We start from the raw sequence: 25,405 nt of genomic DNA on the forward strand, positions 1-25,405 counted from the left end.
TGCAACCCCGCCAGCACCCCGTCCCACTCCTCAACCAACCCCACCCCAAGCTCAGCCATACCCCAACTCAACCACAAACAAGTGCGATTGCAGTAAAGAGAGAGAAGGCTCACCGCCCAGTGAGCCGTTCGGGCGGACGGAACGCCACCGCGTCCCGCCCGCCCGCTCTCTGATTTGGTGTTACGGCTGTTACAGGGGCGCGGCCTTGCTGGTGACCCGCTCGGTGTGGTTGTCGTCCCCGTCACCCATGGCGACCGTGCGCCGTTTCGACACGTACACCGCGACGACGATGACGACGATGGCGACCGTCGCCACCACCGCGCGTACGCCCGCGCTGGCGTCGTCGCCGTAGCTGAACTGCACGACCGCCGGAGCGATCAGCAGCGCGACCAGGTTCATCACCTTCAGCAGGGGGTTGATGGCCGGGCCGGCCGTGTCCTTGAAGGGGTCTCCGACCGTGTCGCCGATGACCGTGGCGGCATGCGCCTCGCTGCCCTTGCCGCCGTGGTGGCCGTCCTCGACGAGCTTCTTGGCGTTGTCCCAGGCGCCCCCGGAGTTGGCGAGGAAGACGGCCATCAGGGTGCCGGTGCCGATGGCGCCCGCGAGGTAGGCCCCCAGGGCGCCCACCCCGAAGGTGAACCCGACGGCGATGGGCGCCATGACGGCGAGCAGCCCCGGTGTGGCGAGTTCGCGCAGGGCGTCCTTGGTGCAGATGTCGACGACCCGCCCGTACTCCGGTTTCTCGCTGTAATCCATGATCCCGGGGTGCTCGCGGAACTGCCGGCGCACCTCGTAGACCACCGCTCCGGCGGACCGCGACACCGCGTTGATCGCCAGGCCGGAGAAGAGGAAGACGACGGCGGCGCCGAGGATCAGCCCGACGAGGTTGTTGGGCTGGGAGATGTCCATGGTCAGGTTCATCTCCGTCGCCCTGGCCCCGACGTCGCGAACGGCGGTGGCGATCGCGTCCCGGTACGACCCGAAGAGCGCGGCCGCCGCGAGTACGGCCGTGGCGATGGCGATGCCCTTGGTGATGGCCTTGGTGGTGTTCCCGACGGCGTCGAGGTCGGTGAGGACCTGCGCGCCCGCGCCCTGAACATCGCCGGACATCTCGGCGATGCCCTGGGCGTTGTCGGCGACCGGGCCGAAGGTGTCCATGGCGACGATCACGCCGACCGTGGTGAGCAGGCCGGTGCCGGCCAGGGCGACGGCGAACAGCGCCAGGGTGATCGACGTCCCGCCGAGCAGGAACGCCCCGTACACCGAGAGGCCGATCAGCAGCGCGGTGTAGACGGCGGACTCCAGGCCGATGGAGATGCCGGCGAGGATGACGGTGGCGGGTCCGGTCAGGGAGGACTTGCCGATGTCCCTCACGGGACGGCGGGTGGTCTCGGTGAAGTACCCGGTCAGCTGCTGGATCAGGGCGGCCAGCACGATGCCGATGGCGACCGCCACCAGCGCGAGGACGCGCGGGTCGCCGCCGTGCGCCTTGATCGCGGCCTCGGTGACGCCGTCCAGGGAGGCGTACGAGGAGGGGAGGTAGACGAAGACGGCGACGGCCACCAGGGCCAGCGAGATCACGGCGGAGATGAAGAAGCCCCGGTTGATCGCGGCCATCCCACTGCGGTCGGCGCGCCGCGGGGCGACCGCGAAGATGCCGATCATCGCGGTGACCACGCCGATCGCCGGCACGATCAGGGGAAAGGCGAGACCGAGGTCTCCGAACGCGGCCTTGCCGAGGATCAGCGCGGCGACCAGGGTGACGGCGTAGGACTCGAAAAGGTCGGCGGCCATGCCCGCGCAGTCGCCGACGTTGTCCCCGACGTTGTCGGCGATGGTCGCGGCGTTGCGGGGGTCGTCCTCGGGAATGCCCTGCTCCACCTTGCCCACGAGGTCGGCGCCGACGTCCGCGGCCTTGGTGAAGATGCCACCGCCGACACGCATGAACATCGCGATGAGCGCGGCGCCCAAGCCGAAACCTTCCAGGACCTTGGGGGCGTCGGCGGCGTACACGAGAACCACGCAGGAGGCACCCAGCAGGCCGAGGCCGACCGTGCACATGCCGACCACGCCACCCGTGCGGAAAGCGATCTTCATTGCCTTGTGCGAGACGGTCGTCAGGTCCTTTTCCGGCTCTCCGGGCGCCGGAGTCGCCTCACGCGCGGCGGCCGCGACCCGCACATTGGCCCGTACGGCGAGACGCATGCCGAGGTATCCGGTGACCGCCGAGAAAAGCGCGCCCACCAGGAAGAACACCGATCGCCCTGCGCGCTGTGACCAATTGTCCGCGGGCAGGAGCATGAGCAGGAAGAACACGACGACCGCGAAGACGCCGAGGGTCCGCAGCTGACGGGCCAGATAGGCGTTCGCGCCTTCCTGGACGGCCGCCGCGATCTTTTTCATGGCGGCCGTGCCCTCACCGGCCGCCAGTACCTGTCGCACCAGCAGCTGGGCGACGATCAGGGCGGCCAGGGCCACCGCCGCGATGACGGCCACGATGATCCGGTTTTCGTCGGTGAGAACCGCGGCCGCGAGTGAAGTCGGGTGGTCGGACACGTGTGTGGTGAAGAGCCCCGCCATTCGTCCTCCTTGACGTCAGAAGAGCTCAAGATGTGGACGGATTGTAGGGAGCAGATCCTGATCAAAACAGAGCGCCGTAGAACAGAATTGACCTTTGCTCGCCACTCGGCAAATGCGCGGTGAGCCAAATCCACTCGAAAGCAGTAATGACTTTGGACCGTTCGCGCCCGGTGAGGCGATCTAGGAAATGCAAAAAGGCCCTGCTCAGCAGGGCCTTTCATTTCTCCGCCGGGTGGGTCAGGGCAGCACGGCGGCGGGGTTCGTCGGCCAGGTCATCCTGATGACGCCGCCCGCCTCGCCGGCCGACACCTCGACGTCGTCGACGAGCCCGGTGATCACCGCGAGGCCCATCTCGTCCTCGCCCTCGGCGTCGTCGAACTCCTCCACCGGAGCGGCACTGCGGGAGCCCGGTACCCCGGCGGCATCGGCCGCCGCGACGCCGGCGCCCGGAACCTCGTCGCCGACCTCGATGGAGAACGCCTTCTCCTCCTCGGTCAGCATGACCCGGATCGGGGAGGTCACGTGGTTGCTGCGGTGGAGCCCCACGGCACGGGAGCACGCCTCACCGACGGCGAGCCGGACCTCGTCCAGCACGGCTTCGTCGACCCCGGCCCGGCGCGCCACGGCGGCCGCCACGAGACGGGCGGTCCTGACGTGCTCGGGCTGGGCGCTGAAGCGGAGTTCAACGGTGGCCATACGGTCCCCCTCGGACGTGCGAGCGTGCCTTCAGAGAACCGGGCTGGACGCCCGGCACCCTGCTCTTCCTCCCGAAGCCGCCGGTCGCCGACCGGCCGTACCGGCCCGTGGGCGTCCGGCCGGGTCAGGAACGAACCGGGGCGGCGCGGGCCCAGGGGCCGGCGGCCGCGCCGGAACGGGCCGGACGGAAACCGGACGGCCGACTGGGCCGAACGGGTCCGGTCCGGCCTCGGCCGGGAACAGGCCCGTACCGAACCGGCCGGACGACCGAGCCGGTCAGTCGGTGGCCGCGACGGCCTCGTCGACCGTGGTGTGGATCGGGAACACCTTGGTCAGACCGGTGATTCGGAAGATCTTGAGAATGCGCTCCTGGTTGCAGACCAGGCGCAGCGATCCCTCGTGCGCGCGAACGCGCTTCAGGCCACCCACCAGCACGCCGAGGCCGGTCGAGTCGAGGAAGTCCACGCCCTCCATGTCGACGACCAGGTGGTAGCTGCCGTCGTTCACCAACTCGACCAACTGCTCGCGCAGCTTGGGCGCGGTATACACATCAATCTCGCCACCGACCTCGACGACCGTACGGTCGCCACCAGGGCCGGACACATTGCGAGTCGACAGGGACAGGTCCACGGATCCTCCAGCACCTTGCTATCGAGCGATCGCCCCCGCATTCTCCGGACGGAGCCAGGGGACGGATCGCCAGCCGCGATGGCATTCAATCACTTACCAGCAGCCATGCACGACGCCTTGGGAGCATTGTCCGTCACGCCGGTGACACACTCGGTGCCGATGGCCATGAATCACCGCCCCAGTCGACCTCCCGAGAGCGGGGACACCCGCCCCTCCCCCGGTACGGTCCTCGACCGGCTCGCCGCAGGGGCGAACCGGGCTGCGCGCATCACTCATACGGAGCACCTGCCCCCAAGAGCGGGTCGGCATGCCGTCTGGCCCGATCGCATCCGCCCGGAAGTGATCAACGCCATCCATACGGCGGGTATCGAGCACCCCTGGGCCCACCAGGCGGCCGCCGCGGAGCACGCGCTGGACGGCGAGTCGGTCGTGATCGCCACCGGTACCGCGTCCGGCAAGTCCCTCGCCTATCTGGCCCCCGTCCTGTCCACCCTGCTGGACGGCTCCGAGGCGCCCAACGGGCGCGGGGCGACCGCCCTGTACCTCGCGCCGACCAAGGCCCTCGCGGCCGACCAGCGGCGCTCGGTCAAGGCCCTCGCCGCACCGCTGGGCAACCGGATCCGGCCCGCCGTGTACGACGGCGACACGCCCGTCGAGGAGCGCGAGTGGGTCCGCCAGTACGCCAACTACGTCCTCACCAACCCCGACATGCTCCACCGGGGCATACTTCCGTCCCACCCGCGCTGGTCCTCCTTCCTGCGTGCCCTGCGCTATGTGGTCATCGACGAGTGCCACACCTACCGGGGCGTCTTCGGGTCGCACGTCGCCCAGGTGCTGCGCCGCCTGCGCCGGGTCTGTGCCCGGTACGGCTCCTCGCCCGTCTTCCTCCTCGCCTCCGCGACCGCCGCCCAGCCGGCCCTGGCGGCCGGGCGGCTGACCGGCCTGCCCGTGCACGAGGTCGCCGACGACGCCTCGCCGCGCGGGGAACTGGTCTTCGCCCTGTGGGAGCCCCCTCTCACCGACCTCCAGGGCGAGCAGGGCGCCCCGGTGCGCCGTACCGCCACGGCCGAGACCGCCGACCTCCTGACGGACCTGACCGTCCAGGGCGTCCGCTCGGTCGCCTTCGTACGCTCCCGGCGCGGTGCCGAGCTGATCTCGGTCATCGCCAAGGAGCGGCTCGCGGAGGTCGACCGCTCGCTGCCCGCGCGGGTCGCCGCCTACCGGGGCGGTTACCTGCCCGAGGAGCGCCGGGCCCTGGAGCGGGCCCTGCATTCCGGTGAACTCCTCGGGCTGGCCGCGACGACCGCCCTGGAGCTGGGCATCGACGTGTCGGGCCTGGACGCCGTGGTGATCGCCGGCTATCCGGGCACGCGCGCCTCCCTGTGGCAGCAGGCGGGCCGCGCCGGACGCTCCGGGCAAGGCGCTCTCGCGGTGCTCGTCGCCCGGGACGACCCGCTGGACACCTTCCTGGTCCACCACCCGGAGGCGCTGTTCCGCCAGCCGGTGGAGTCGACCGTCCTCGACCCCGACAACCCCTACGTCCTCGCCCCGCACCTGTGCGCGGCGGCTGCGGAGATCCCGCTCACGGAACCGGACCTGGCCCTGTTCGGCCCGGCCGTCCCGGAGCTGCTGCCCCAACTGGAGTCCGCCGGTCTGCTGCGGCGGCGGGCGTCCGGGTGGTACTGGACCCGCCGGGAACGGGCCGCCGACCTCACCGACATCCGGGGCGAGGGCGGCAGCCCCGTCCAGATCGTCGAAGCCGGTACGGGCCGGCTGCTCGGCACCGTCGACGAGTCCGCCGCCCACGCCGCCGTCCACGAGGGCGCCGTGCACCTCCACATGGGGCGCACCTACCTGGTCAAGGAACTGGACCTGAAGGAGTCGGTCGCCCTCGTCGAGAGGGCCGACCCGCCGTACTCCACCACCGCCCGCGACACCACCGCCATCTCCGTACTGGAGACCGACACCGAGATCCCCTGGGGTGACGGGCGCCTGTGCTACGGCTCCGTCGAGGTCACCAACCAGGTCGTCTCCTTCCTCCGCCGCCGTCTGATCACCGGTGAGGTGCTCGGCGAGACGAAGCTCGACCTGCCGCCGCGCACCCTGCGCACCCGTGCCGTGTGGTGGACCGTCACCGAGGACCAGCTGGACGCCGCCCGGGTGAACCCCGAGCAGCTGGGCGGCGCCCTGCACGCCGCCGAGCACGCCTCCATCGGTCTGCTGCCGCTCTTCGCCACCTGCGACCGCTGGGACATCGGCGGGGTGTCCGTCCCGCTCCACCCGGACACGCTGCTGCCGACGGTCTTCGTGTACGACGGCCACCCCGGCGGCGCCGGGTTCGCGGAGCGTGCCTTCCACACCGCGCGCGAGTGGCTGACCGCCACCCGGGACGCCATCGCCTCGTGCGAGTGCGAGGCGGGGTGCCCGTCCTGCATCCAGTCCCCCAAGTGCGGCAACGGCAACGATCCGCTGCACAAGCGGGGCGCCGTCCGGCTCCTCACGGAACTGCTGCGGGGGGCCCCGGAGGCGCCCCCGGAGGGCCCGCCCGCGACCTGACCACGGGCGCGTACGGACCGAAGCGGGCCCGTGCCGCCACCTCCGCGATCTCGCCGCGCACCGTGCACCGCACGACTTCCGCCCCCTGCGCCCGTGCCACCCGGCCGGCCGCCCCGCACGCGTCGGAGGCGCCCCACAGCGCCCGGTCCGCGGCGGCGAGCGCCGCCAGGTCCGCGGCGCCGCCCGCCCGGTGCCGGGCGGCCACCGCCTGCCCCAGGGCGAGGACCGCCGCGAACACCGCGCACATCACGGTGGCGGCCATCGCCACCCACACGGTCGCCGCCCCGCGGTCCGCACCCGGACACCTGCCCGGGGCGGGCCCACCCGACGGGCCGGTCACGGCTCCGCCCCCACGGTGTCCTCGGCCAGGGCGGCCGCCTCCGCGCGCAGCGTCAGCCGCAACGAGCCAGGGCCCGGCGTGGGCGCCTCCACCCGGACGCGCCACAGATCCCCGGCGCGCTCCACCGCCACGCGGGCACCGCTCGGCGCGGCCGCCCGGACCGCCGCCACCGCCTCCGCACGCGGCTCGGAGCGGGCCACCGCCCGGGCCCCGGCGCGGGCGGCGTCCACGCACTGGATCTGCGCGGCCGCCGCCACCAGCGCCCACACGAGCGCCATCGTGAAGAGCACCAGCGCCGGCAGGGCCGTGGCCGCCTCGGCGGTCACCGACCCGCGATCGCCGCCGACGTCAGAACTGGGCATCGAGCGCCCTCCCGATCAGCGACCGCAGCCCACCCGACACCACATCGCTCGTGACGATCTTGTAGAGCACGGCCGCGAAGGCGCACGCGGCGATCGTGCCCATCGCGTACTCGGCGGTGGTCATCCCCCCGTCACCGCGTGCCCCTGCCCGGCGCACCCGGGCCACCAGGGCCTTCAGCATCCGGTTCCCCATACCAACCCCCATGAGATGTCGATCCGTCACAACAGTTCGCCCGCCAGCCCGATGACCACCGGGGCGACCCCGACCGTCAGGAACGCGGGCAGGAAACACAGCCCCACCGGGGCGGTGATCAGCACCTGTGCCCGTTGCGCCCGGGCCGTGGCCCGCCGTGCCCGGTCCGCGCGCAGCACGGCGGCCAGCCGGGTGACCGCCTCGGCTGCCGGGGCGCCCGAGGCACTCGCCCGCTCCAGGCAGCGCGCCAGCGGTCCGGCACCCGGTATCGCACCGAACCGGCCCCACACCTCGTCCGGATCGCCGCCCAGGCGCAGTTCGGCCGCCGCTCCCGCCAGCCGGTCGCCGACCGTGCCCCCCAGCGACTCCCCCACGACCGCCGCCGCCTCACGCGGACCCGCACCGGCCGACAGACACGCGGCGAGCAGGTCCGCCGCCAGAGGGAGCTCCCGCGCCACGGCGTCGGCGTCCTCCCGGCCGGCCGGCCGCGGCCGCCGCTGCCACCTCCGTACGCCGTACGCGGCGGCGAGGCCCACGGCCCACCCGGCGACTCCGCCGACCAGGACCCAGCCGCTGAGGGCAGCCCCCGCCGGCGCCGCCCACCGCCGCACCCACATCCCGTACCCGGGGCGCCGGGAACGGGCCGGCCGGTACCCGGCCCCCAGCAACGCAGTGGTCCGCCGGCGCGCACGGTGCTCACTGCGTCGGGCGGCAGCCGTGCCGGCCAGCCACGCCGCGCCGGCCGCCAGGGCCACGGCGGCTTCCACGCCCTGGAGCAGTGACCCGCTCACGGCTCCTCCCCGGCGCGTACGACCCGCCCGGCCCACCACAGGCCCATGGCCTCCAGAAGACCTCCGACCGTCAGGCAGGCCAGGCCCGCCGGGGTGTGGAACAGCACCCGCAGCGGATCGGCGCCGAGCGCCCAGCCCATGGCGAGCGCCACCACGGGCAGGACCGCCAGCAGGCCGACCGTCGCCCAGGCGCCCGCCACCTGGGCCCTCAGCCGTTCCCGCTGGTCACGCCGCTCCCGCAGCGCCGCCTCCAGCCGGTCAAGGCCCGCCGCGAGGCCGGCCCCGCCGTCCACGGCCACCTGCCAGCAGGCCGCCAGACCCACCAGCCCGTCCGCGCCGTCCTCCCGGCCCGCACGCCGCAACGCCTCCGGTACGTCGCCCCCGAACCGCGCCGCCGCCAGGACCGCCGACTCCTCGCCGCCCAGCGCCCCGGTGGTGCGCGCCGCCCAGAACAGCGCCTGCCGGGGCTGCCACCCGGCGCGCAACTCGCCGGCGACCGCACCGCACAGGGCGATCACCGCGTCCGCGCGCCGTTCCCGCTCCCGGGACCGCTCCGCGGCCCTCAGCCGTCGTCCGACCAGCGGCACGGCGCACACCCCCGCGACCAGGGGCAGCACCGACCTCCCCAGCACCGCCAGGACCGCCGCCACCACCAGGCACAGCCACTCCCGCCGCACCCGCACCACCGGCACGCGCCGTCGCCAGCGCCCCGCGGCCCAGGGCGGCACCCCGCCGCCACCGGCGAACAGCAACCGCGCCCGCCGCGACCCCCGCTCCCGATCCAGTACCAGCCAGGCCGCCGCACCCGCGCACACCGCCGCGTACATCGGCTGTCCCGTCACCACCGCACACCTCCGATCAGCGCCCGCAGCCGCTCCCAGCCCCGCTCGCACCGAAAGCCCTCGGGCCCCCAGCGCAGAGCGGGGACCGTGACGACCAGTCCCCGCACGTCCCGGTCCAGGACGTGCACCTCCTCGACCCGGCGCCGCCCCGCCCTGTCCCGCGCGAGGTGGACCACCACCGACAGACCCGCCGCCACCTGGCTGTGCAGCGCGGCGCGATCGAGCCCCGCGGCCGTACCCAACGCCTCCAGGCGGGCCGGCACATCGGCCGCGGTGTTCGCGTGCACGGTCCCGCAACCGCCCTCGTGCCCGGTGTTCAGGGCGGCCAGCAGATCCGTCACCTCGGCCCCCCGCACCTCGCCCACCACCAGCCGGTCGGGCCGCATGCGCAGCGCCTGGCGCACCAGGTCCCGCAGCGTCACCTCGCCCGCGCCCTCCTGATTGGGCGTACGGGCCTCCAGCCGCACCACATGCGGGTGATCCGGCCGCAGCTCGGCCGAGTCCTCTGCCAGGACGATCCGCTCCCGCTCGCCCACCAGCCCGAGCAGCGTCGACAACAGCGTCGTCTTCCCCGACCCCGTGCCACCACTGACCAGGTACGACACCCGTGCCTCGACCAGCGCCCGGAGCACCTGGTCCCCGTCCGGCGGAACCGTCCCGGCCTCCGCCAACTCCCGCAGTGAGAAGGCCCGCGGCCGTACCACCCGCAGCGACAGGCAGGCCGACCCGACCGCCACCGGCGGCAGGACCGCGTGCATCCGCGTGCCGTCCGGCAACCGCGCGTCCACCCAGGGCCGGGCATCGTCCAGCCGCCGGCCCGCGACCGCCGCCAGCCGCTGCGCCAGCCTGCGGACCGCCGCCGCGTCCGGGAACGCGACGCCCGACAGCTCCAGCCCCGCGCCCCGGTCCACCCACACCCGGTCCGGAGCCGACACCAGTACGTCCGTCACCGCCGGATCGGCGAGCAGCGGCTCCAGCGGGCCGGTGCCCACCAGTTCGCACCGCAACTCCTGTGCCGCGCCGAGCACTTCCTCGTCACCCAGCACTCGCCCCTGCGCCCGTAGCGCGGCCGCCACACCGGCGGGGGTGGGATCCGTGCCGCTCTCCACGAGCCGCTGCCGAACGGCTTCCAGCAGTCCCGCCGTCATGACGCGCTCTCCCCGGCCAGCGCCCGCTCCCAGAACGCCGCGCAGAACCGGGCGAGCGGGCTCCGCGCGCTGTCACCCGGCGGAGCACCCGCGTCCAGGGCCGCCATGAGGCCGGGATCCACCGGGAGTTCCCCCACCAGCGGCAGGCCCATCACCTGCGCGATCCACGGGTCCTCGACCCCGGCGGCGTACGGGCCGCGTACCACCACGCGCAGCTCGCGCAGCACCGTGCCCACCGCTGCGGCCACCCGCTGGGCGCCGGCGACGGCCCGCAGCTCGGCGGGCACCACGAGCAGCCCCAGGTCCAGTTGGGTCAACGCCTCCTTGGTGACGTCGTCGACCCGGCGCGGCAGGTCCACGACCACCACGCCGCCGCGTCTGCGCGCCGCCGCGAGCACGGAACGCATCGCCTCCGGCCGGACCGCGACGGCGTCGCCCCGGTCCCAGCTGAGGATCTTCAGGTCCGGCAGGCCCCGCAGCGAGGGCAGCGCCTCCTCCAGCGCCCGGCCCGCCACCCGGCCCTTGGAAGCGGCGAGATCTGGCCACCGCAGCCCTTCCGCCTGCTCACCACCCAGCAGGACGTCGAGCCCCCCGCCCAGCGGGTCGGCGTCCACGAGCATCGTCCGCCGTCCCTCGCGCGCCGCTGTGACGGCCAGCGCACAGGCGAGCGTCGACGCCCCGGCGCCTCCGCGCCCTCCCACGACCCCGACCGTCAGCGCCTGCCGCCCCGAGCCCTCGACGACGTCGGCGATCCGGTCGACCAGCCAGCTCTCGGCCTCGGGCAGCCGCAGCACGCAGTCCGCGCCGATCTCCACCGCCCGTCGCCATACTTCGGGATCGTCCGGGTCACGCCCTACCAGCAGGACGTCCCGCCTGCGGGTGGCGCCCCGGCACCGGTCGGCCGCGTCGTCGCCGACCAGGACCAGCGGCGCGGCGTCCCAGCTCGCCCGGTGTTCCGGCACCGCGTGGTACACCTGCGGGTGCGCGCCGGCCGCGGCGCACAACCGCAGCAGATCGTCGAGCAGTTCGGTGTCCTCGGTCACGATCAGCGGTCCGTTCCGCCGTTTCTCGGTGACCGCCGCCCGGTCCGGTGTGCTGGATCCGGCCATGGTTCCCTCCCCCATTTCCCGTGGCTCACCGCGTCTGGCGGGTGAGCACCTGTCAACGGCCCGCGGCGTCCCTGCCGAGCCCCGCGTCGCGCTGTGGCGCGACGAGAGATCCGGGATTCCTTCCGCCGCGGACATCGCAGCCGGAATCACGGTGAACGACTTTCGGAAAAGAAGTGGATCTTGCCTTAAAACTGTGGATAACTCACCGGTTGTGAATATCTCGACAACCCATACCAGCGACTTCCGCAGAGCAGCGCTTCCGCTACGCTGAGTGACGCAAAGGGGGCAGCAGCATTCCCCGGCCGAAGCGAGGGGGAGCGAACGGGATGATCGAGCAGAGCCGTCGGAAACGGACGAAAACGCGTCCGGACGTGCGACGACCCCCGCCGGGGGGGAGAGCGGGGGTCGTCTCTCCGGCCGACTCGGGGGGGGAGGAGCCGGACCGGGTTAGCACGGTCGCGAACGATCCGTGACTTCCATGGTGTACCCGAGAGGCTTCTCAGGCAAACCCACACGCCCCAGCGTACGCCGAATGGCGGGCACCTATGCTCGGGCTCGTGGAAAACCACTCCTTGCCGCGCACAGCAGCCTTCTTTGACCTGGACAAGACGGTCATTGCGAAGTCATCGACGTTGACCTTCAGCAAGTCCTTCTACCAAGGCGGCCTGATCAACCGCCGCGCCGTACTGCGGACCGCCTACATCCAGTTCGTCTTCCTGGCCGGCGGCGCCGACCACGAGCAGATGGAACGGATGCGGGAGTACCTCTCCGCCCTCTGCAAGGGCTGGAACGTCCAGCAGGTCAAGGAACTGGTCGCCGAGACCCTGCACGACCTGATCGACCCGATCATCTACGACGAGGCGGCGTCCCTCATCGAGGAGCACCATGCCGCCGGCCGGGACGTCGTGATCGTCTCCACCTCCGGTTCCGAGGTCGTCGAACCCATCGGCGAGCTGCTCGGCGCCGACCGGGTCGTGGCGACGCGGATGGTCGTCGGCGAGGACGGCTGCTTCACCGGAGAGGTCGAGTACTACGCCTACGGCCCCACCAAGGCGGAAGCCATCCGGGAGCTCGCGGAGGCCGAGGGGTACGACCTCTCCCGCTGCTACGCGTACAGCGACTCGGCCACCGACCTGCCGATGCTGGAGGCCGTCGGCCACCCGTACGCGGTGAACCCGGACCGGGCACTGCGCCGGGAGGCGGCCGCGCGCGATTGGCCGGTTCTGCTCTTCAACCGCCCGGTCCGGCTGAAGCAGCGCCTGCCCGCTTTCCGTATGCCGCCGCGCCCCGCACTGGTGGCCGCCGCGGCCGTCGGCGCGGCCGCGGCCACGGCGGGCCTGGTCTGGTACGCCAGCCGGCGCCGACAGTCGGCGTGACGGGTCCGCCGCACCGCACGCGTCGCCCTCCGGCCCCGTGGCTCTCCGCACCATCCGGCGGACAACCGCACCCCGGAGGCAGGCACGACACCGGTGGCGGGCGGGAAACAGCAGGCAGCGGGCATCGGGGCATGTCCGGCCCTCGGGTAAAAAGTGGAGGCAGGTCTTTCGTATCCCCCCGTACGGGAGTACAAAGGACTTAACGGCCCGCGAGACCGAGGACATCCGAAAGGATCACCTGTTGAGCAAGAAGGCCCCACGGACCGAACAGCACGGAAGCTGAGCACCCACGCGACGTCGACCCGTCGATTACGGGCCAGCCGCACCAGGCGTCGGGCAAAGTCCCCGCCTGATGGGCACATATCGAGGACGCATGGTAACTCGGCGGACGTGCCAGCGGCGGTACCGCTCAGGCGGTACCGCCGCAACCCTGCCACTCCCCCACCGGCCGGTCCGGCCGGCACCGGCCGACGTTCGCCGACCGGAGCCCCGCCGCCAACAGGCCCTCGGTTCCTACGCCGCTCCGCGCTGGAGCGCCTCGCACACCGCGGTCGACTCCCGCACGCCCAGCTCCACCGCCCGACCGCAGTGGGCGATCCAGGCCGCCATACCCTCCGGGGTGCCCGACAGATAGCCCTCGAACGCCGCGACGTACGCCGCGCGCCCCTGCTCCGCATGGCCGACCTCGGCCGGGCAGATCGCCTTGGGATCCAGTCCACTGCCGATCAGCACGATCCGCTCGGCCGCCCGCGCCACCAGTCCGCTGTACGAGGTGAACGGCCGCAGCGCCAGCAGCTCACCGTGCACCACGGCGGCCGTCACCAGAGCCGGGGCCTCGCCGCCGGCGACGATCAGGTCCGCCAGCCCCTCGAGCCGGCCCGCGACCTCGTCGGCGCCCGGAAGCGGCGCCTCGATCAGGGGCTCGTCGACGGGCTCGCCGTCCCGCCGCGGCCGTCCCACCGAGTCCGCCACCACTCCGGCCGGCCCACTCGCCCCGGTACCGGCCGCGACGCCGGGGTCGCCCGCCGCGACCAGGTGGAGCCGCGCCAGTACCCGCATCGGGGACTGCCGCCAGATGGACAGCAGCTGGCCGGCCTCCGCGCCCAGCCGCAGGGCGGCACCCACCGTCCGCGCCTCCGCGTCCCCACTGAAGTCGGTACGCCGGCGCACCTCCTCCAGAGCCCAGTCGGCTCCCGACAGGGCGGCGGAGCCACGCGCGCCGCGCAGGGCCGCCTCGGAGGTCACCTCGGTGCTGCGGCGCCGCATCACGCGGTGCCCGTAAACCCGGTCGACGGCCTTGCGAACGGAGTCCACGGCACCGGGCACACCGGGCAGCGCCCCCAGCGCGACCAGGGGGTCAGCGGGATTCGTACTCATAGGTAGCGAGGCTACGCGCCCACCCCCGGCGACCCACCTTGGAGTGGCCTTCGTCATACGGATGGGCACGTGGGGCAATCACACCACTACACACCGCTACGCTATCTGAATATGAAGATCGCTTTCGTAGGGAAGGGCGGCAGCGGGAAGACGACGCTGTCCTCCCTCTTCATCCGCCACCTGGTCGCCAACGAGGTCCCCGTCCTCGCGGTGGACGCCGACATCAACCAGCACCTCGGGGCCGCGCTGGGCCTCGACGAGGCGGCAGCGGCCGCGCTGCCGGCGATGGGTTCGCACCTGCCGCTCATCAAGGAGTACCTGCGCGGTACCAACCCGCGCATCCCGTCCGCCGAGACGATGATCAAGACCACACCGCCGGGCGAAGGGTCCCGCCTGCTGCGCGTCGGCGAGGACAACCCGATCTACGAGGCGTGCGCCCGCCCCGTACACCTGGACGACGGCGAGATCAGGCTCATGGCGACCGGGCCGTTCACCGAGGCCGACCTCGGAGTGGCCTGTTACCACTCGAAGGTCGGGGCGGTGGAGCTGTGCCTGAACCACCTGGTCGACGGGGAGGAGGAGTACGTCGTCGTCGATATGACGGCCGGCTCGGACTCGTTCGCGTCGGGGATGTTCACACGGTTCGACATGACCTTCCTGGTCGCCGAGCCGACCCGCAAGGGGGTCTCCGTGTACCGGCAGTACAAGGAGTACGCGCGCGACTTCGGTGTCGCGCTGCGGGTCGTGGGCAACAAGGTGCAGGGCATGGAGGACATCGACTTCCTGCGCGAGGAGATCGGGGACGACCTGCTCGTCACGGTCGGCCACTCCAACTGGGTCCGCTCGATGGAGAAGGGCCGGCCGGCTCGTTTCGAGCTGCTCGAGGCCGAGAACCGGATGGCGCTGCAGTCCCTGCAGAACGCGGCGGACGACTCGTACCGGCACCGCGACTGGGAGCGCTACACGCGCCAGATGGTGCACTTCCACCTGAAGAACGCGGAGAGCTGGGGCAACGCGAAGACGGGAGCCGACCTGGCGGCGCAGGTCGACCCCGGCTTCGTCCTCGGTCAAGGGCTCGGTGCCGTTCAGCCCGCCTGACGCCGGGCGGGCGGACCGGCCGGGACGGCCGGCGAGGCGGCGGTGACCGGCCGGGCCGCGAGGAAGGCCGGCCAGCCGTCCTTGGGGGCCTCGCCGACCTTGAGGGTGCGCAGTTTGGCGAGGACGGCGGGGTCCTGCGCGTCCAGCCAGTCGGCGAGCTGCCGGAACGACACGCACCGCACCTCACTGCGGACGCAGACCTGGGCGATCGTCTCCTCGATGGCGCGCATGTAGGTGCCGCCGTTCCAGGATTCGAAATGATTGCCGATGATCAGGGGGGCGCGGTTGCCGTTGTACGCGCGCTCGAAGGCCTGCAGCATCCCGTCACGGAACTGGTTGCCCCAGAACTGGTGCATGGAGGGCGCGCCCTTGGTCGTTCCGGACTGGTTGACCAGGAAGTTGTAGTCCATGGACAGCGTCTCGAAGGACCGCCCCGGGATGGGGATCATCTGGAGCGAGAGGTCCCACAGACCCTCGTCCTTGCCGGGCCAGACCTGGTTGTTGACGCCGCTGGTGTCGTAGCGCCAGCCGAGCTGGCTCGCGGCCCGTACGAAGTTGTCCCGGCCTTCCAGGCAAGGGGTGCGGGCACCGATGAGTTCGGTGTCGTAGTCGAACGGCAGCGGCTTCTCGGAGGCCAGGCCGGAGTTGGTCTTCCAGTGCTTCACGAAGGACTTGGCCTGGGAGATCTCGCTCTTCCAGTCCTCGACGGACCAGGTGCCGACACCGCTCTCCGGGCCGCAGAAGTGGCCGTTGAAGTGGGTGCCGATCTCGTTGCCCTCCTGCCAGGCGCCGCGCAGTTCGCGCACCGTGGCGCGGATGCCCTCGGTGTCGTTGAAGCCGATGTCGGAACGGCCGGGGGCGTGGCCCGGCGGGACGTACTGCTTGGACTTCTCCTCCGGCAGCAGGTAGACGCCGCTGAGGAAGTACGTCATCGTCGCGCCGTACCGCTTGCCCACCTTGCGGAAGTGGGAGAACAGCTTCTGGCTGTCCTCGCCCGCGCCGTCCCAGGAGAAGACCACGAACTGGGGCGGTTTCTCGCCGGGCTTGAGGCGCTGCGGCTTCTTCAGCCCCGGCTGGGCGCCGGTGTATGCGGTCGAGCCGTCGCCGATGAGGCGGACGACGCTCTTGGGCGCTTTGACCCGCTTGGGGCCGGCCGCACCCTCGGTGTCCTCGTCCGACCCGGTGCATCCGGCCAAGCCCGCCGCCAGGGCCACCGCCACACCGGCCGCGACGGTGATCGTGCCGGCGGGGCGGCCGCGCGCGCCGGTCCTGCGGGGGGCGGTTCCGCGGGAGCCCGGTCCGCCGGCGGACCTTCCGTGCGCGTCGGGTCGCCGGGCGGCGCCGGACGTTCCGCGCACGGCCTGCCGGACGGCGGCGACCGTGCGGACGGCGTCGAGTGCGTAGCGGCGGAGGGCGTTCCTGCGGGCGGCGAGCCCACTCGTGGGGGTCTTCTTCGTGGCGGCCATCTTCCGCCCACCCTTCTCGTGGTCCACGGAGATCTCTGCTGCGAGCGCCGTCAAGGTCGCACCACGAAGGGGGATATGAAGATAGGACAAGCCGTACTAGACCGATTAATCACCGAATCAGGTGAAAGATTGCCCTTTATGCATCGAAAATAATGCCGGAATCTTTACTCTCCATTACGATCTGTTTACAGAGAGTTGGCACTTCTCCCGCCACTGCACGCCGTGACCCACGGCCGCGACCCGACGTTCGTTCGACCCGCCGTACCGCGACCGCGCCGCCCCGGAGGAGACGGGAACCCCATGACTGCCTGCATTCCGGCCCGCACCAATCACACCGGCATCACTGATCCGCCCGGCCGCTCCGGCCGTGCGTTCCGTGCCGCTGTGAGGCTCCGATCCAAGAACAAGCCGCACAGCCCGCCACCGGCCGGGGGCGGACGCCGCTTCCGTGTCGCGGGCGCCGACATCTCCGCCTCGATCGCGGTCTTCCTCATCGCGCTGCCGCTCTCCCTCGGCATCGCCCTCGCGACCGGCGCGCCGCTCCAGGCCGGGCTCGTGGCCGCCGCGGTCGGCGGTATCGTCGCCGGCCGGCTCGGCGGCTCGCCGCTCCAGGTCAGCGGGCCCGCCGCGGGACTGACCCTGGTCACCGCCGAGCTCATCCAGAAGTACGGCTGGCTCACCACCTGCGCCATCACCGTCCTGGCGGGGCTCGCCCAACTCGCGCTGTCGGCGCTGCGGGTGGCGCGGACCGCCCTCGTCGTGTCACCGGCGATCGTGCACGGCATGGTGGCCGGGATCGGTGTCACCATCGCCCTCGCCCAGCTCCACGTCGTCCTGGGCGGTACGCCGCAGAGCTCGGCCGTACGCAACTTCCTCGGGCTCCCGGCCCAGTTGGCCGATCTGCACACGGCCGCGGTGTCGGTGAGCGTGGTGACCGTCGTCGTCCTGCTGGCGTGGCCCCGGCTCCCCGGACGGGCCGGCCGCGTACTGCGCAAGGTACCGGCGGCGCTCACCGCCGTGGCCGCCGCGACGGTCCTGGCCATCGCCGCCGGGATCGGCGTACCCCGTGTCGACCTGCCGTCGTGGAGCAGTCACGCGCTTCCCGGGCTGCCGGACGGGCCCGTCCTCGGCATCGCCGTGGGCGTCCTCACCATCACGCTCGTCACCAGCGTCCAGTCACTGCTGTCGGCCGTGGCCGTCGACAAGCTGGTGGCCGCGCGCAAGGACACCACCGTCCACGTGCCGCGCTCCGACCTCGACCGGGAACTGGCGGGCCAGGGAGCCGCGAACATCATCTCCGGCGCGCTCGGCGGGCTGCCGGTCGCGGGCGTCGCCGTGCGCAGCGTGGCCAACGTGTCGGCGGGCGCCGTGAGCCGGCACTCCACGATGCTGCACGGACTGTGGGTGGTGCTGGCCGCCCTCGTCCTCGTACCCGTACTGGATCTGATCCCGCTGCCGGCGCTCGCCGCGCTCGTCATGGTCATCGGCATCCAGATGGTGAGCATCACGCACATCCGCAGCGTCACCCGCCACCGCGAGGTGTTGGTCTACGCCGTGACGGTGTCCGGAGTGGTCCTGATCGGGATCCTGGAGGGCGTGGCGCTGGGCATCGTCGTCGCCAGTGCCGTCGCCATGCACCGGCTGACGAGGACGCGGATCACCAAGGAGACCCAGGGGGACGTCGAGCACATCAAGGTCCGGGGGCAGCTCACCTTCCTGGCCGTCCCCCGGCTCAGCCGGGCCCTGCACCAGGTGCCGCAGGGAGCCAGCGCCGTGGTGGAGCTGGACGGATCGTTCATGGACCACGCGGCCTACGAGACGCTGCAGGACTGGCAGACGTCCCATGTGGCACGGGGCGGGCACGTCGAGATGACCGGCCGCACCGGCCTGCGGATCGCCGAACCCGGCGCCGGCGCGCACGCCTGTTGCCGCCCGTGGACGCCCTGGCGCAACCACCACTGCGGTGAGCACCCGGAGGCCGAGCCCAAGCACCGGACGAACGGACACCAGCTGGCCAGCGGGCTCAGTTCCTTCCAGCGCAACACCGCGCCGCTGGTGCGCGAGGAGCTGGCCAGGCTCGCGCGGGAGGGGCAGCGGCCGTCGCAGCTCTTCCTGACGTGCGCCGACTCCCGGCTCGTCACCAGCATGATCACGGCCAGCGGCCCTGGCGACCTGTTCACCGTGCGCAACGTCGGCAACCTGGTGCCGCTGCCGGGTGCGGAAAGCCGGGACGACTCCGTGGCGGCGGCCATCGAGTACGCGGTGGACGTGCTGCGCGTGCAGTCCATCACGGTGTGCGGCCACTCGGACTGCGGGGCGATGCAGGCCCTGCTGAACAGCGACCCGGACGCGCCTCAGACCCCGCTGCGGCGCTGGCTGCGGCACGGGATGCCGAGCCTGGAGCGGATGCGCAACACGCACCGCACCTGGGCCCGGCTGACCGGTGGGCCGGCCGGTGGTGCGGGCCGGCTGCCCGTCGATACGGCCGAGCAGCTCTGCCTGACCAACGTGGTCCAGCAGCTGGAGCACCTGAAGGCGCACGAGGCCGTGGCGCGACGGCTCGCCGAGGGCACGCTGGAGCTGCACGGCATGTACTTCCACGTGGGCGAGGCGCAGGCCTACCTGCTGTCGGACGCCGACAGCCGCGTGACCGGCGGAAGCGCGGAAGGGGAGAGCGACGTCTTCCACTGGGTGGCTCCGTCGGCCCAGCCCCTGCCGAACCGCTCCCGCTACCCCTTGTCGCCCGCGCCCTCCACCTCCCCCACGTCACACACGTCCCCCACCTCACTCACGCCAGCTCCGCCCCACGTTTCTTCCGCGTCCTCCGCCCCGTCCCCCGCGGCCGGATCCGCCCCGGCCCCGCACCCGTCGGCCCCGCAGTCCCCCGCCCCGTCGCCGTCGCCGTCGCCGTCGCCGTCGCCCAGGGAGGGTGCCCCCGCCTGACCGAGTGGCCGGCCCGCTCCCCCGCGTGTGAACCTCCGGCGGGCCGGATCCGTGGGAGTGGGCGGTGGCCCCTTCTCCCCACCGCCCGGGGAGGAGGGGTCACTTGACCACCCGGTCCCGTTCACTCCGTCAGCCGATACCCCGCAGGACCTGTCGGCCGAGAGGTCTAAACCAATGGCCTGGAAGCTCTTGTCACCCGGGCATCTGGCTGATGAGCTATGGGCTGGGACACATCGGACGCCCCGGGAATGGGAGATGTCGTGAGCAACGAGAGCCTGGCCAACCTTCTGAAGGAGGAGCGGCGGTTCGCGCCGCCCGCCGAGCTGGCTGCGAACGCCAATGTGACGGCGGGCGCGTACGAGCGGGCCGAGGCGGACAGGCTTGGCTTCTGGGCCGAGCAGGCGCGTCGCCTCAGCTGGGCCACCGAGCCGACCGAGATCCTCGACTGGTCGAACCCGCCTTTCGCGAAGTGGTTCGCCGACGGCGAGCTGAACGTGGCGTACAACTGCGTGGACCGCCACGTCGAGGCGGGCCACGGCGAGCGGGTCGCCATCCAGTTCGAGGGCGAGCCGGGCGACAGCCGGGCCATCACCTACGCCGAGCTGAAGGACGAGGTGTGCAGGGCGGCCAACGCGCTGACCGAACTGGGTGTGCGCGCGGGTGACCGGGTGGCGGTGTACCTGCCGATGATCCCCGAGGCGGCGGTGGCGATGCTGGCCTGCGCCCGGATCGGCGCGGCGCACTCGGTCGTCTTCGGTGGCTTCTCGGCCGACGCCGTCGCCTCCCGTATCCAGGACGCCGACGCCAAGCTGGTCATCACCGCCGACGGCGGCTACCGGCGTGGCAAGCCCTCGGCGCTCAAGCCGGCCATCGACGAGGCCGTCGCCAGGTGCCCGCAGGTCGAGCACGTCCTGGTGGTGCGCCGCACGGGCCAGGACACCGCCTTCACCGAGGGCCGGGATGTGTGGTGGGACGACATCGTCGCCCGTCAGCCGGCCGAGCACACCCCGCAGGCGTTCGGCGCGGAGCACCCGCTGTTCATCCTCTACACCTCGGGGACGACGGGGAAGCCCAAGGGCATCCTGCACACCTCCGGCGGCTACCTCACCCAGGTGGCGTACACCCACCACGCGGTCTTCGACCTCAAGCCGGAGACCGACGTCTACTGGTGCACCGCCGACATCGGCTGGGTGACGGGCCACTCGTACATCGTCTACGGGCCGCTGGCCAACGGCGCCACGCAGGTGATGTACGAGGGCACGCCCGACACCCCGCACCAGGGCCGGTTCTGGGAGATCGTGCAGAAGTACGGCGTCACGATCCTCTACACCGCGCCCACCGCCATCCGCACGTTCATGAAGTGGGGCGACGACATCCCCGCCAAGTTCGACCTCTCCAGCCTGCGGGTGCTGGGGTCGGTCGGCGAGCCGATCAACCCCGAGGCGTGGATCTGGTACCGGGAGAACATCGGCGCCGGGAAGACCCCGATCGTCGACACCTGGTGGCAGACCGAGACCGGCGCGATGATGATCTCGCCGCTGCCGGGCGTCACCGAGACCAAGCCCGGCTCCGCGCAGCGGCCCCTGCCGGGCATCAGCGCCACCGTCGTCGACGACGAGGCCAACGAGGTTCCCGACGGCGGGGGCGGCTACCTGGTCCTGACCGAGCCGTGGCCCTCGATGCTGCGCACCATCTGGGGTGACGACCAGCGGTTCGTCGACACCTACTGGTCCCGCTTCCCGGGCAGGTACTTCGCCGGTGACGGGGCCAAGAAGGACGACGACGGCGACATCTGGCTGCTGGGGCGGGTCGACGACGTCATGCTGGTCTCCGGCCACAACATCTCCACCACCGAGGTCGAGTCCGCCCTGGTCTCCCACCCCAAGGTCGCCGAGGCGGCGGTCGTCGGCGCGGCCGACGAGACCACCGGCCAGGCCATCGTGGCGTTCGTCATCCTGCGCGGAACCGCCAGCGAGGACGACGCCCTCGTCGACGACCTGCGCAACCACGTCGGCGCCACCCTCGGCCCGATCGCCAAACCCAAGCGCGTCCTGCCCGTCGCCGAACTGCCCAAGACCCGCTCCGGCAAGATCATGCGCCGTCTGCTGCGGGACGTCGCGGAGAACCGGCAGCTCGGTGACGTCACCACCCTCACCGACTCGTCCGTCATGGACCTCATCCAGACCAAGCTGCCGTCGGCCTCCAGCGAGGACTGACCCGGCACGGTCGACCACCGGCGAAGCGCAGGAAGCGCAGGAAGCGCAGCAGCACGGGAAGCACCGAAAGCACAGGAGAGGGCGTCCGGCACCGGCGCGCCGGACGCCCTCTTCACGCATAAAGTGGCATTCGCCGGATATGCCCCTGCGCACGCCGGGTAGGGTGAGCACCGCGTCAACAAAACGACAACAGGTCCGTACGACAATAGGTCTCAGGTGCGCCGGGAAGTCTGGTCGGCAATGCGTTTCGTCATGCCCGCCGAACCGACCGGAGGTCCGCCACCGTGGCCGCGCCGAAGCCCAGCACCCCGCCCACGTCGAGCGCTCCGCGCACGTTCCTGGCCCGCCTCCCGCTCCCCGAGCGGACGTACATCGCGGACGCGCTCCGCGCGGAGACCGTCGGCGGCGTCCTGCTCCTGCTCGCCGCCATCGCCGCCCTCGTCTGGGCGAACACCCCGGTCAGCGGGGGCTACGAATCCGTACGCGACTTCCACATAGGTCCGGCCGCCCTCGGCCTGAACCTGTCCGTCCAGCACTGGGCGGCCGACGGACTGCTCGCCGTCTTCTTCTTCGTCGCCGGCATCGAGCTGAAGCGCGAGCTGGTCGCGGGTGAACTGCGCGACCCGAAGGCGGCCGCACTCCCGGTGATCGCCGCACTCTGCGGAATGATCGCCCCCGCTCTCGTCTACACGCTGGTCAACGTCATCGGCGACGGCTCCTTGGCCGGCTGGGCGGTTCCCACCGCCACCGACATCGCCTTCGCCCTCGCCGTACTCGCCGTCATCGGCACCTCGTTGCCGTCCGCGCTGCGCGCCTTCCTCCTCACGCTCGCGGTCGTCGACGACCTGTTCGCGATCCTGATCATCGCGGTCTTCTTCACCAGCGACCTGAACTTCGCGGCGCTCGGCGGCGCCGTCGCCGGGCTCGTCGTGTTCTGGCTGCTGCTGCGCGCGGGCGTGCGCGGCTGGTACGTGTACGTGCCGCTCGCGCTGGTCGTCTGGGCCCTGATGTACAACAGCGGCGTCCACGCCACCATCGCCGGCGTCACCATGGGCCTGATGCTGCGCTGCACCCGCCGCGAGGGCGAGGAGCAGTCCCCCGGCGAGCACATCGAGCACCTGGTGCGCCCGCTGTCGGCCGGTCTCGCGGTGCCGCTGTTCGCGCTGTTCTCGGCGGGCGTGTCCGTCTCCGGCGGCGCACTGGCCGATGTGTTCACCTCGCCCGAGACCCTCGGTGTGGTGCTGGGTCTGGTGGTCGGCAAGGCCGTGGGCATCTTCGGCGGTACGTGGCTGGCGGCCCGCTTCACCAAGGCGTCACTCAACGAGGACCTGACCTGGGCGGACCTCTTCGCCGTCGCCACGCTCGCGGGCATCGGCTTCACCGTCTCGCTCCTCATCGGCGAGCTGGCCTTCGGCGGGGACCCGGCGCTGACGGACGAGATCAAGGCGGCCGTCCTGATGGGCTCGCTCATCGCCGCCGTGCTCGCCGCGATCCTGTTGAAGCTACGGGTGCGCAAGTACCAGGCGCTGCTCGCGGAGGAGGAGCGCGACGACGACATGGACGGCATCCCGGACGTGTACGAGGAGCACGACCCGGCGTACCACCTGCGCATGGCGGAGATCCACGAGAGGAAGGCCGCCGAGCACCGGCGACTCGCCGAGGCGGCGGCCACGGGCACGGAAGTGGCGGGGGCATCGCGCACGGACGGCGACCGTCCGGCATGATCTGAGGTCGGACCGTAGGAGAAGAAGAGGGAGCGAGACGATGAGCTACCCCGCCGACAATGGTGGACCTGGTGCGGAGCGCAGTCTCGGCCAGCTGGTCGCCTCGGCGACCGCCGAGATGTCCGCGCTGGTGCACGACGAGATCGCGCTGGCCAAGGCCGAACTGCGACAGGACGTCAAGCGCGGCGCGATGGGTGGGGCGGCCATCAGCGTCGCGGGTGTCTTCGCCCTCTTCTCGCTCCCCGTGCTGAGCTTCGCCGCGGCGTACGGCATCCACAACCTGGGACTGGGGCTCGCCTGGTCCTTCCTGATCGTCGGCGGCGCCTACCTGGTGCTGGCGGGGCTGATGGCGCTGCTCGCGGTGACGAAGTTCAAGCAGGTCAAGCCGCCGGAGCGGTCGATCGCCTCGGCCAAGCGGACGGCCGCCGTGCTCGGCAACGCCAAGCCCCATCCGCGTGACACCGCCGGTCGTCCGATTCGTCCCGCCCTTGCGGTCAAGGACGAGGCCGAGGTTGTGGCACGCTCGTCTGCATGACCGTCCCTGAGAGCAACACCGGCAGTCCCGTACGGATCGATGGTCCCTGGACCCATCGTGACGTCGCGGCCAATGGGGCGCGCTTCCATATCGCCGAGATGGGCGACGGCCCGCTGGTGTTGCTGCTGCACGGTTTCCCGCAGTTCTGGTGGACGTGGCGGCACCAGCTGCCCGCCCTGGCCGACGCCGGGTTCCGGGCCGTCGCGATGGACCTGCGCGGCGTGGGCGGCAGTGACCGTACGCCGCGGGGTTACGACCCGGCGAACCTGGCGCTCGACATCACGGGCGTGGTGCGCTCGCTCGGCGAGCCCGACGCCGCGCTGGTCGGGCACGACCTGGGCGGGTACCTGGCGTGGACGGCGGCGGTGATGCGGCCGAAGCTGGTGCGCCGGCTGGCCGTCTCGTCGATGCCCCACCCGCGCCGGTGGCGTTCGGCGATGCTGTCGGACTTCTCCCAGTCGCGTGCCGGGTCGTACGTGTGGGGCTTCCAGCGGCCGTGGCTGCCGGAGCGTCAGCTCGTCGCGGACGACGCGGCGTTGGTGGGGCGGCTGATCCGCGACTGGTCGGGGCCGGGCGAGGAGCCGGGCGAGGACGCGCTCGGCGTGTACCGGCGGGCGATGACGATCCCGTCGACGGCGCACTGCTCGATCGAGCCGTACCGGTGGATGGTGCGGTCGCTGGCCCGCCCGGACGGCATCCAGTTCAACCGGCGCATGAAGCGTCCGGTACGGGTCCCGACGCTGCACCTGCACGGCTCCCTGGACCCGGCGATGCGGACGCGGAGCGCGGCCGGGTCGGGCGAGTACGTCGAAGCGCCGTACCGGTGGCGGCTGTTCGACGGGCTGGGCCACTTCCCCCACGAGGAGGACCCGGTGGCGTTCTCCACCGAGCTCATCAACTGGCTCAAGGACCCCGAACCGGACCGCTAGGAGCCGTGCCCGACCGGGCGCGGCGCGGCCGGGCGCGGCACGCGCGGCCGGGCGCCCTGCACGGGTGGACTCGCCGCACGGGTGGACGGCCCGAAGGGTGTGGGACGGTCACACGAGTACCTGACGAAATGATGGTGTGACGATCAGCCAATTGCCTGGCGCATAGGCCAATTGGCGGCCCCCGGGACGGTTACCGACCATGGCGCCCGGGCAAACGTCGGGGTATGGGCTGGACGCACGACTACGCTGACTCAGCACGGAACCGCCGCTCGGCCTCCGCGCCGATTCCCCCGAGGAGCGGCCCGCCGGTCGCCCAGGGACCGGACCCCCGACTCGGGATCCCCCGTATCCTCCGCCGCCGGGCCCGCTGGGTCTCGGCGCGCCTTCGCCACACACGCGACTAGTGTCCTGCGCCGGGAATTCGATTAAGATATGAGGCCAGGCGTTCGAGGATCTCGTCGGCGCTCTTCGTCCATGTGAAGGGGCGGGGGTTC

At 72.1% G+C, this 25,405-nt stretch carries 21 protein-coding genes; 9 read left to right on the top strand and 12 right to left on the bottom strand.

Annotation, left to right across the window (positions count from 1 at the left end; translation table 11 throughout):
• Positions 1–189: 189 nt before the first annotated feature.
• The 3 genes from AC07DW_RS29340 to AC07DW_RS29350 all read right to left on the bottom strand — a co-directional run bounded on the left by AC07DW_RS29340 (position 190) and on the right by AC07DW_RS29350 (position 3,906).
• Positions 190–2,580: a sodium-translocating pyrophosphatase gene (locus AC07DW_RS29340; protein ID WP_478860705.1), complete on the bottom strand. Its 2,391-nt coding sequence runs from the start codon at positions 2,578–2,580 to the stop codon at positions 190–192.
• A 237-nt stretch (positions 2,581–2,817) separates the two neighbouring features.
• Positions 2,818–3,276, bottom strand: a complete 459-nt coding sequence (locus AC07DW_RS29345; protein WP_478860706.1) for an ATP-binding protein — start codon at positions 3,274–3,276, stop codon at positions 2,818–2,820.
• A 276-nt stretch (positions 3,277–3,552) separates the two neighbouring features.
• Positions 3,553–3,906 carry an STAS domain-containing protein gene (locus tag AC07DW_RS29350; RefSeq protein ID WP_003967428.1) on the bottom strand — a complete coding sequence of 118 codons (354 nt, stop codon included), beginning with the start codon at positions 3,904–3,906 and terminating at the stop codon, positions 3,553–3,555.
• 78 nt (positions 3,907–3,984) lie between these two features.
• On the opposite strand from AC07DW_RS29350, the gene AC07DW_RS29355 reads away from it, so the two are divergent.
• Complete coding sequence (locus tag AC07DW_RS29355) at positions 3,985–6,462, top strand: DEAD/DEAH box helicase (RefSeq protein WP_478860707.1); 2,478 nt, start codon at positions 3,985–3,987, stop codon at positions 6,460–6,462.
• On the opposite strand, the gene AC07DW_RS29360 is transcribed toward AC07DW_RS29355, so the two are convergent.
• From AC07DW_RS29360 to ssd, 7 genes are read right to left on the bottom strand one after another with little or no spacing between them, the layout of a single operon-like run.
• Positions 6,404–6,802, bottom strand: coding sequence for an Rv3654c family TadE-like protein (locus AC07DW_RS29360; RefSeq protein WP_478860708.1), 399 nt, complete (start codon positions 6,800–6,802; stop codon positions 6,404–6,406). The two genes, AC07DW_RS29355 and AC07DW_RS29360, sit on opposite strands and share 59 nt — an antisense overlap.
• Positions 6,799–7,164: a TadE family type IV pilus minor pilin gene (locus tag AC07DW_RS29365; protein ID WP_478860709.1), complete on the bottom strand. Its 366-nt coding sequence runs from the start codon at positions 7,162–7,164 to the stop codon at positions 6,799–6,801. Before AC07DW_RS29365 ends, AC07DW_RS29360 begins: the two co-directional genes overlap by 4 nt.
• Positions 7,151–7,357 carry a DUF4244 domain-containing protein gene (locus tag AC07DW_RS29370; protein ID WP_478860710.1) on the bottom strand — a complete coding sequence of 69 codons (207 nt, stop codon included), beginning with the start codon at positions 7,355–7,357 and terminating at the stop codon, positions 7,151–7,153. The genes AC07DW_RS29365 and AC07DW_RS29370 overlap by 14 nt, the downstream gene beginning before the upstream one ends.
• Positions 7,358–7,383: 26 nt before the next feature.
• On the bottom strand, positions 7,384–8,148 hold the full coding sequence (locus AC07DW_RS29375; RefSeq protein WP_478860711.1) for a type II secretion system F family protein: 765 nt from the start codon (positions 8,146–8,148) through the stop codon (positions 7,384–7,386).
• Complete coding sequence (locus AC07DW_RS29380; RefSeq protein ID WP_478860723.1) at positions 8,145–8,975, bottom strand: type II secretion system F family protein; 831 nt, start codon at positions 8,973–8,975, stop codon at positions 8,145–8,147. Before AC07DW_RS29380 ends, AC07DW_RS29375 begins: the two co-directional genes overlap by 4 nt.
• 11 nt (positions 8,976–8,986) lie before the next feature.
• Positions 8,987–10,138 carry a TadA family conjugal transfer-associated ATPase gene (locus AC07DW_RS29385; RefSeq protein ID WP_478860712.1) on the bottom strand — a complete coding sequence of 384 codons (1,152 nt, stop codon included), beginning with the start codon at positions 10,136–10,138 and terminating at the stop codon, positions 8,987–8,989.
• Complete coding sequence (ssd, locus tag AC07DW_RS29390; RefSeq protein WP_478860713.1) at positions 10,135–11,247, bottom strand: septum site-determining protein Ssd; 1,113 nt, start codon at positions 11,245–11,247, stop codon at positions 10,135–10,137. The genes AC07DW_RS29385 and ssd overlap by 4 nt, the downstream gene beginning before the upstream one ends.
• 545 nt (positions 11,248–11,792) lie before the next feature.
• Between ssd and AC07DW_RS29395 the strand changes: the two genes are divergently transcribed.
• A complete protein-coding gene (locus tag AC07DW_RS29395) occupies positions 11,793–12,623 on the top strand; it encodes an HAD family hydrolase (RefSeq protein ID WP_478860714.1) in 831 nt (276 codons plus the stop codon).
• Between the two features lie 513 nt (positions 12,624–13,136).
• Here AC07DW_RS29395 and AC07DW_RS29400 read toward each other — a convergent pair.
• A complete protein-coding gene (locus AC07DW_RS29400; RefSeq protein ID WP_478860715.1) occupies positions 13,137–14,000 on the bottom strand; it encodes a Fic family protein in 864 nt (287 codons plus the stop codon).
• A 111-nt stretch (positions 14,001–14,111) separates the two neighbouring features.
• On the opposite strand from AC07DW_RS29400, the gene AC07DW_RS29405 reads away from it, so the two are divergent.
• A complete protein-coding gene (locus AC07DW_RS29405; RefSeq protein WP_478860716.1) occupies positions 14,112–15,098 on the top strand; it encodes an ATP-binding protein in 987 nt (328 codons plus the stop codon).
• Here AC07DW_RS29405 and AC07DW_RS29410 read toward each other — a convergent pair.
• Positions 15,086–16,618 (bottom strand): polysaccharide deacetylase family protein, encoded by a 1,533-nt coding sequence (locus AC07DW_RS29410; RefSeq protein ID WP_478860717.1) that lies wholly within the window; start codon positions 16,616–16,618, stop codon positions 15,086–15,088. The two genes, AC07DW_RS29405 and AC07DW_RS29410, sit on opposite strands and share 13 nt — an antisense overlap.
• 246 nt (positions 16,619–16,864) lie before the next feature.
• On the opposite strand from AC07DW_RS29410, the gene AC07DW_RS29415 reads away from it, so the two are divergent.
• From AC07DW_RS29415 to AC07DW_RS29440, 6 genes are all read left to right on the top strand, one after another.
• A complete protein-coding gene (locus tag AC07DW_RS29415; RefSeq protein ID WP_478860718.1) occupies positions 16,865–19,507 on the top strand; it encodes a bifunctional SulP family inorganic anion transporter/carbonic anhydrase in 2,643 nt (880 codons plus the stop codon).
• Between the two features lie 260 nt (positions 19,508–19,767).
• Positions 19,768–21,723, top strand: a complete 1,956-nt coding sequence (acs, locus tag AC07DW_RS29420; RefSeq protein ID WP_478860719.1) for an acetate--CoA ligase — start codon at positions 19,768–19,770, stop codon at positions 21,721–21,723.
• 284 nt (positions 21,724–22,007) lie between these two features.
• Positions 22,008–23,447: a Na+/H+ antiporter NhaA gene (gene nhaA, locus AC07DW_RS29425; RefSeq protein WP_478860720.1), complete on the top strand. Its 1,440-nt coding sequence runs from the start codon at positions 22,008–22,010 to the stop codon at positions 23,445–23,447.
• Between the two features lie 40 nt (positions 23,448–23,487).
• A complete protein-coding gene (locus tag AC07DW_RS29430; protein WP_478860721.1) occupies positions 23,488–23,982 on the top strand; it encodes a phage holin family protein in 495 nt (164 codons plus the stop codon).
• Positions 23,979–24,911, top strand: a complete 933-nt coding sequence (locus AC07DW_RS29435) for an alpha/beta fold hydrolase (protein WP_478860722.1) — start codon at positions 23,979–23,981, stop codon at positions 24,909–24,911. The genes AC07DW_RS29430 and AC07DW_RS29435 overlap by 4 nt, the downstream gene beginning before the upstream one ends.
• Positions 24,912–25,135: 224 nt before the next feature.
• Entirely contained in the window at positions 25,136–25,315 is a 180-nt protein-coding gene (locus AC07DW_RS29440) for a hypothetical protein (RefSeq protein ID WP_079136721.1), read from the top strand.
• Positions 25,316–25,405 lie beyond the last annotated feature (90 nt).

The organism is Streptomyces sp. NPDC045701 (assembly GCF_056432045.1).

What these genes read in the sequence shown, in the direction of transcription:
- AC07DW_RS29340 (WP_478860705.1), bottom strand. Translation starts at nt 2,580, where the DNA reads ATGGCGGGGCTCTTCACCACACACGTGTCCGACCACCCGACTTCACTC.
- AC07DW_RS29345 (WP_478860706.1), bottom strand. Translation starts at nt 3,276, where the DNA reads ATGGCCACCGTTGAACTCCGCTTCAGCGCCCAGCCCGAGCACGTCAGG.
- AC07DW_RS29355 (WP_478860707.1), top strand. Translation starts at nt 3,985, where the DNA reads ATGGCATTCAATCACTTACCAGCAGCCATGCACGACGCCTTGGGAGCA.
- AC07DW_RS29365 (WP_478860709.1), bottom strand. Translation starts at nt 7,164, where the DNA reads ATGCCCAGTTCTGACGTCGGCGGCGATCGCGGGTCGGTGACCGCCGAG.
- AC07DW_RS29370 (WP_478860710.1), bottom strand. Translation starts at nt 7,357, where the DNA reads ATGGGGAACCGGATGCTGAAGGCCCTGGTGGCCCGGGTGCGCCGGGCA.
- AC07DW_RS29380 (WP_478860723.1), bottom strand. Translation starts at nt 8,975, where the DNA reads ATGTACGCGGCGGTGTGCGCGGGTGCGGCGGCCTGGCTGGTACTGGAT.
- AC07DW_RS29385 (WP_478860712.1), bottom strand. Translation starts at nt 10,138, where the DNA reads ATGACGGCGGGACTGCTGGAAGCCGTTCGGCAGCGGCTCGTGGAGAGC.
- ssd (WP_478860713.1), bottom strand. Translation starts at nt 11,247, where the DNA reads ATGGCCGGATCCAGCACACCGGACCGGGCGGCGGTCACCGAGAAACGG.
- AC07DW_RS29395 (WP_478860714.1), top strand. Translation starts at nt 11,793, where the DNA reads ATGCTCGGGCTCGTGGAAAACCACTCCTTGCCGCGCACAGCAGCCTTC.
- AC07DW_RS29400 (WP_478860715.1), bottom strand. Translation starts at nt 14,000, where the DNA reads ATGAGTACGAATCCCGCTGACCCCCTGGTCGCGCTGGGGGCGCTGCCC.
- AC07DW_RS29405 (WP_478860716.1), top strand. Translation starts at nt 14,112, where the DNA reads ATGAAGATCGCTTTCGTAGGGAAGGGCGGCAGCGGGAAGACGACGCTG.
- AC07DW_RS29415 (WP_478860718.1), top strand. Translation starts at nt 16,865, where the DNA reads ATGACTGCCTGCATTCCGGCCCGCACCAATCACACCGGCATCACTGAT.
- AC07DW_RS29430 (WP_478860721.1), top strand. Translation starts at nt 23,488, where the DNA reads ATGAGCTACCCCGCCGACAATGGTGGACCTGGTGCGGAGCGCAGTCTC.
- AC07DW_RS29435 (WP_478860722.1), top strand. Translation starts at nt 23,979, where the DNA reads ATGACCGTCCCTGAGAGCAACACCGGCAGTCCCGTACGGATCGATGGT.
- AC07DW_RS29440 (WP_079136721.1), top strand. Translation starts at nt 25,136, where the DNA reads ATGGGCTGGACGCACGACTACGCTGACTCAGCACGGAACCGCCGCTCG.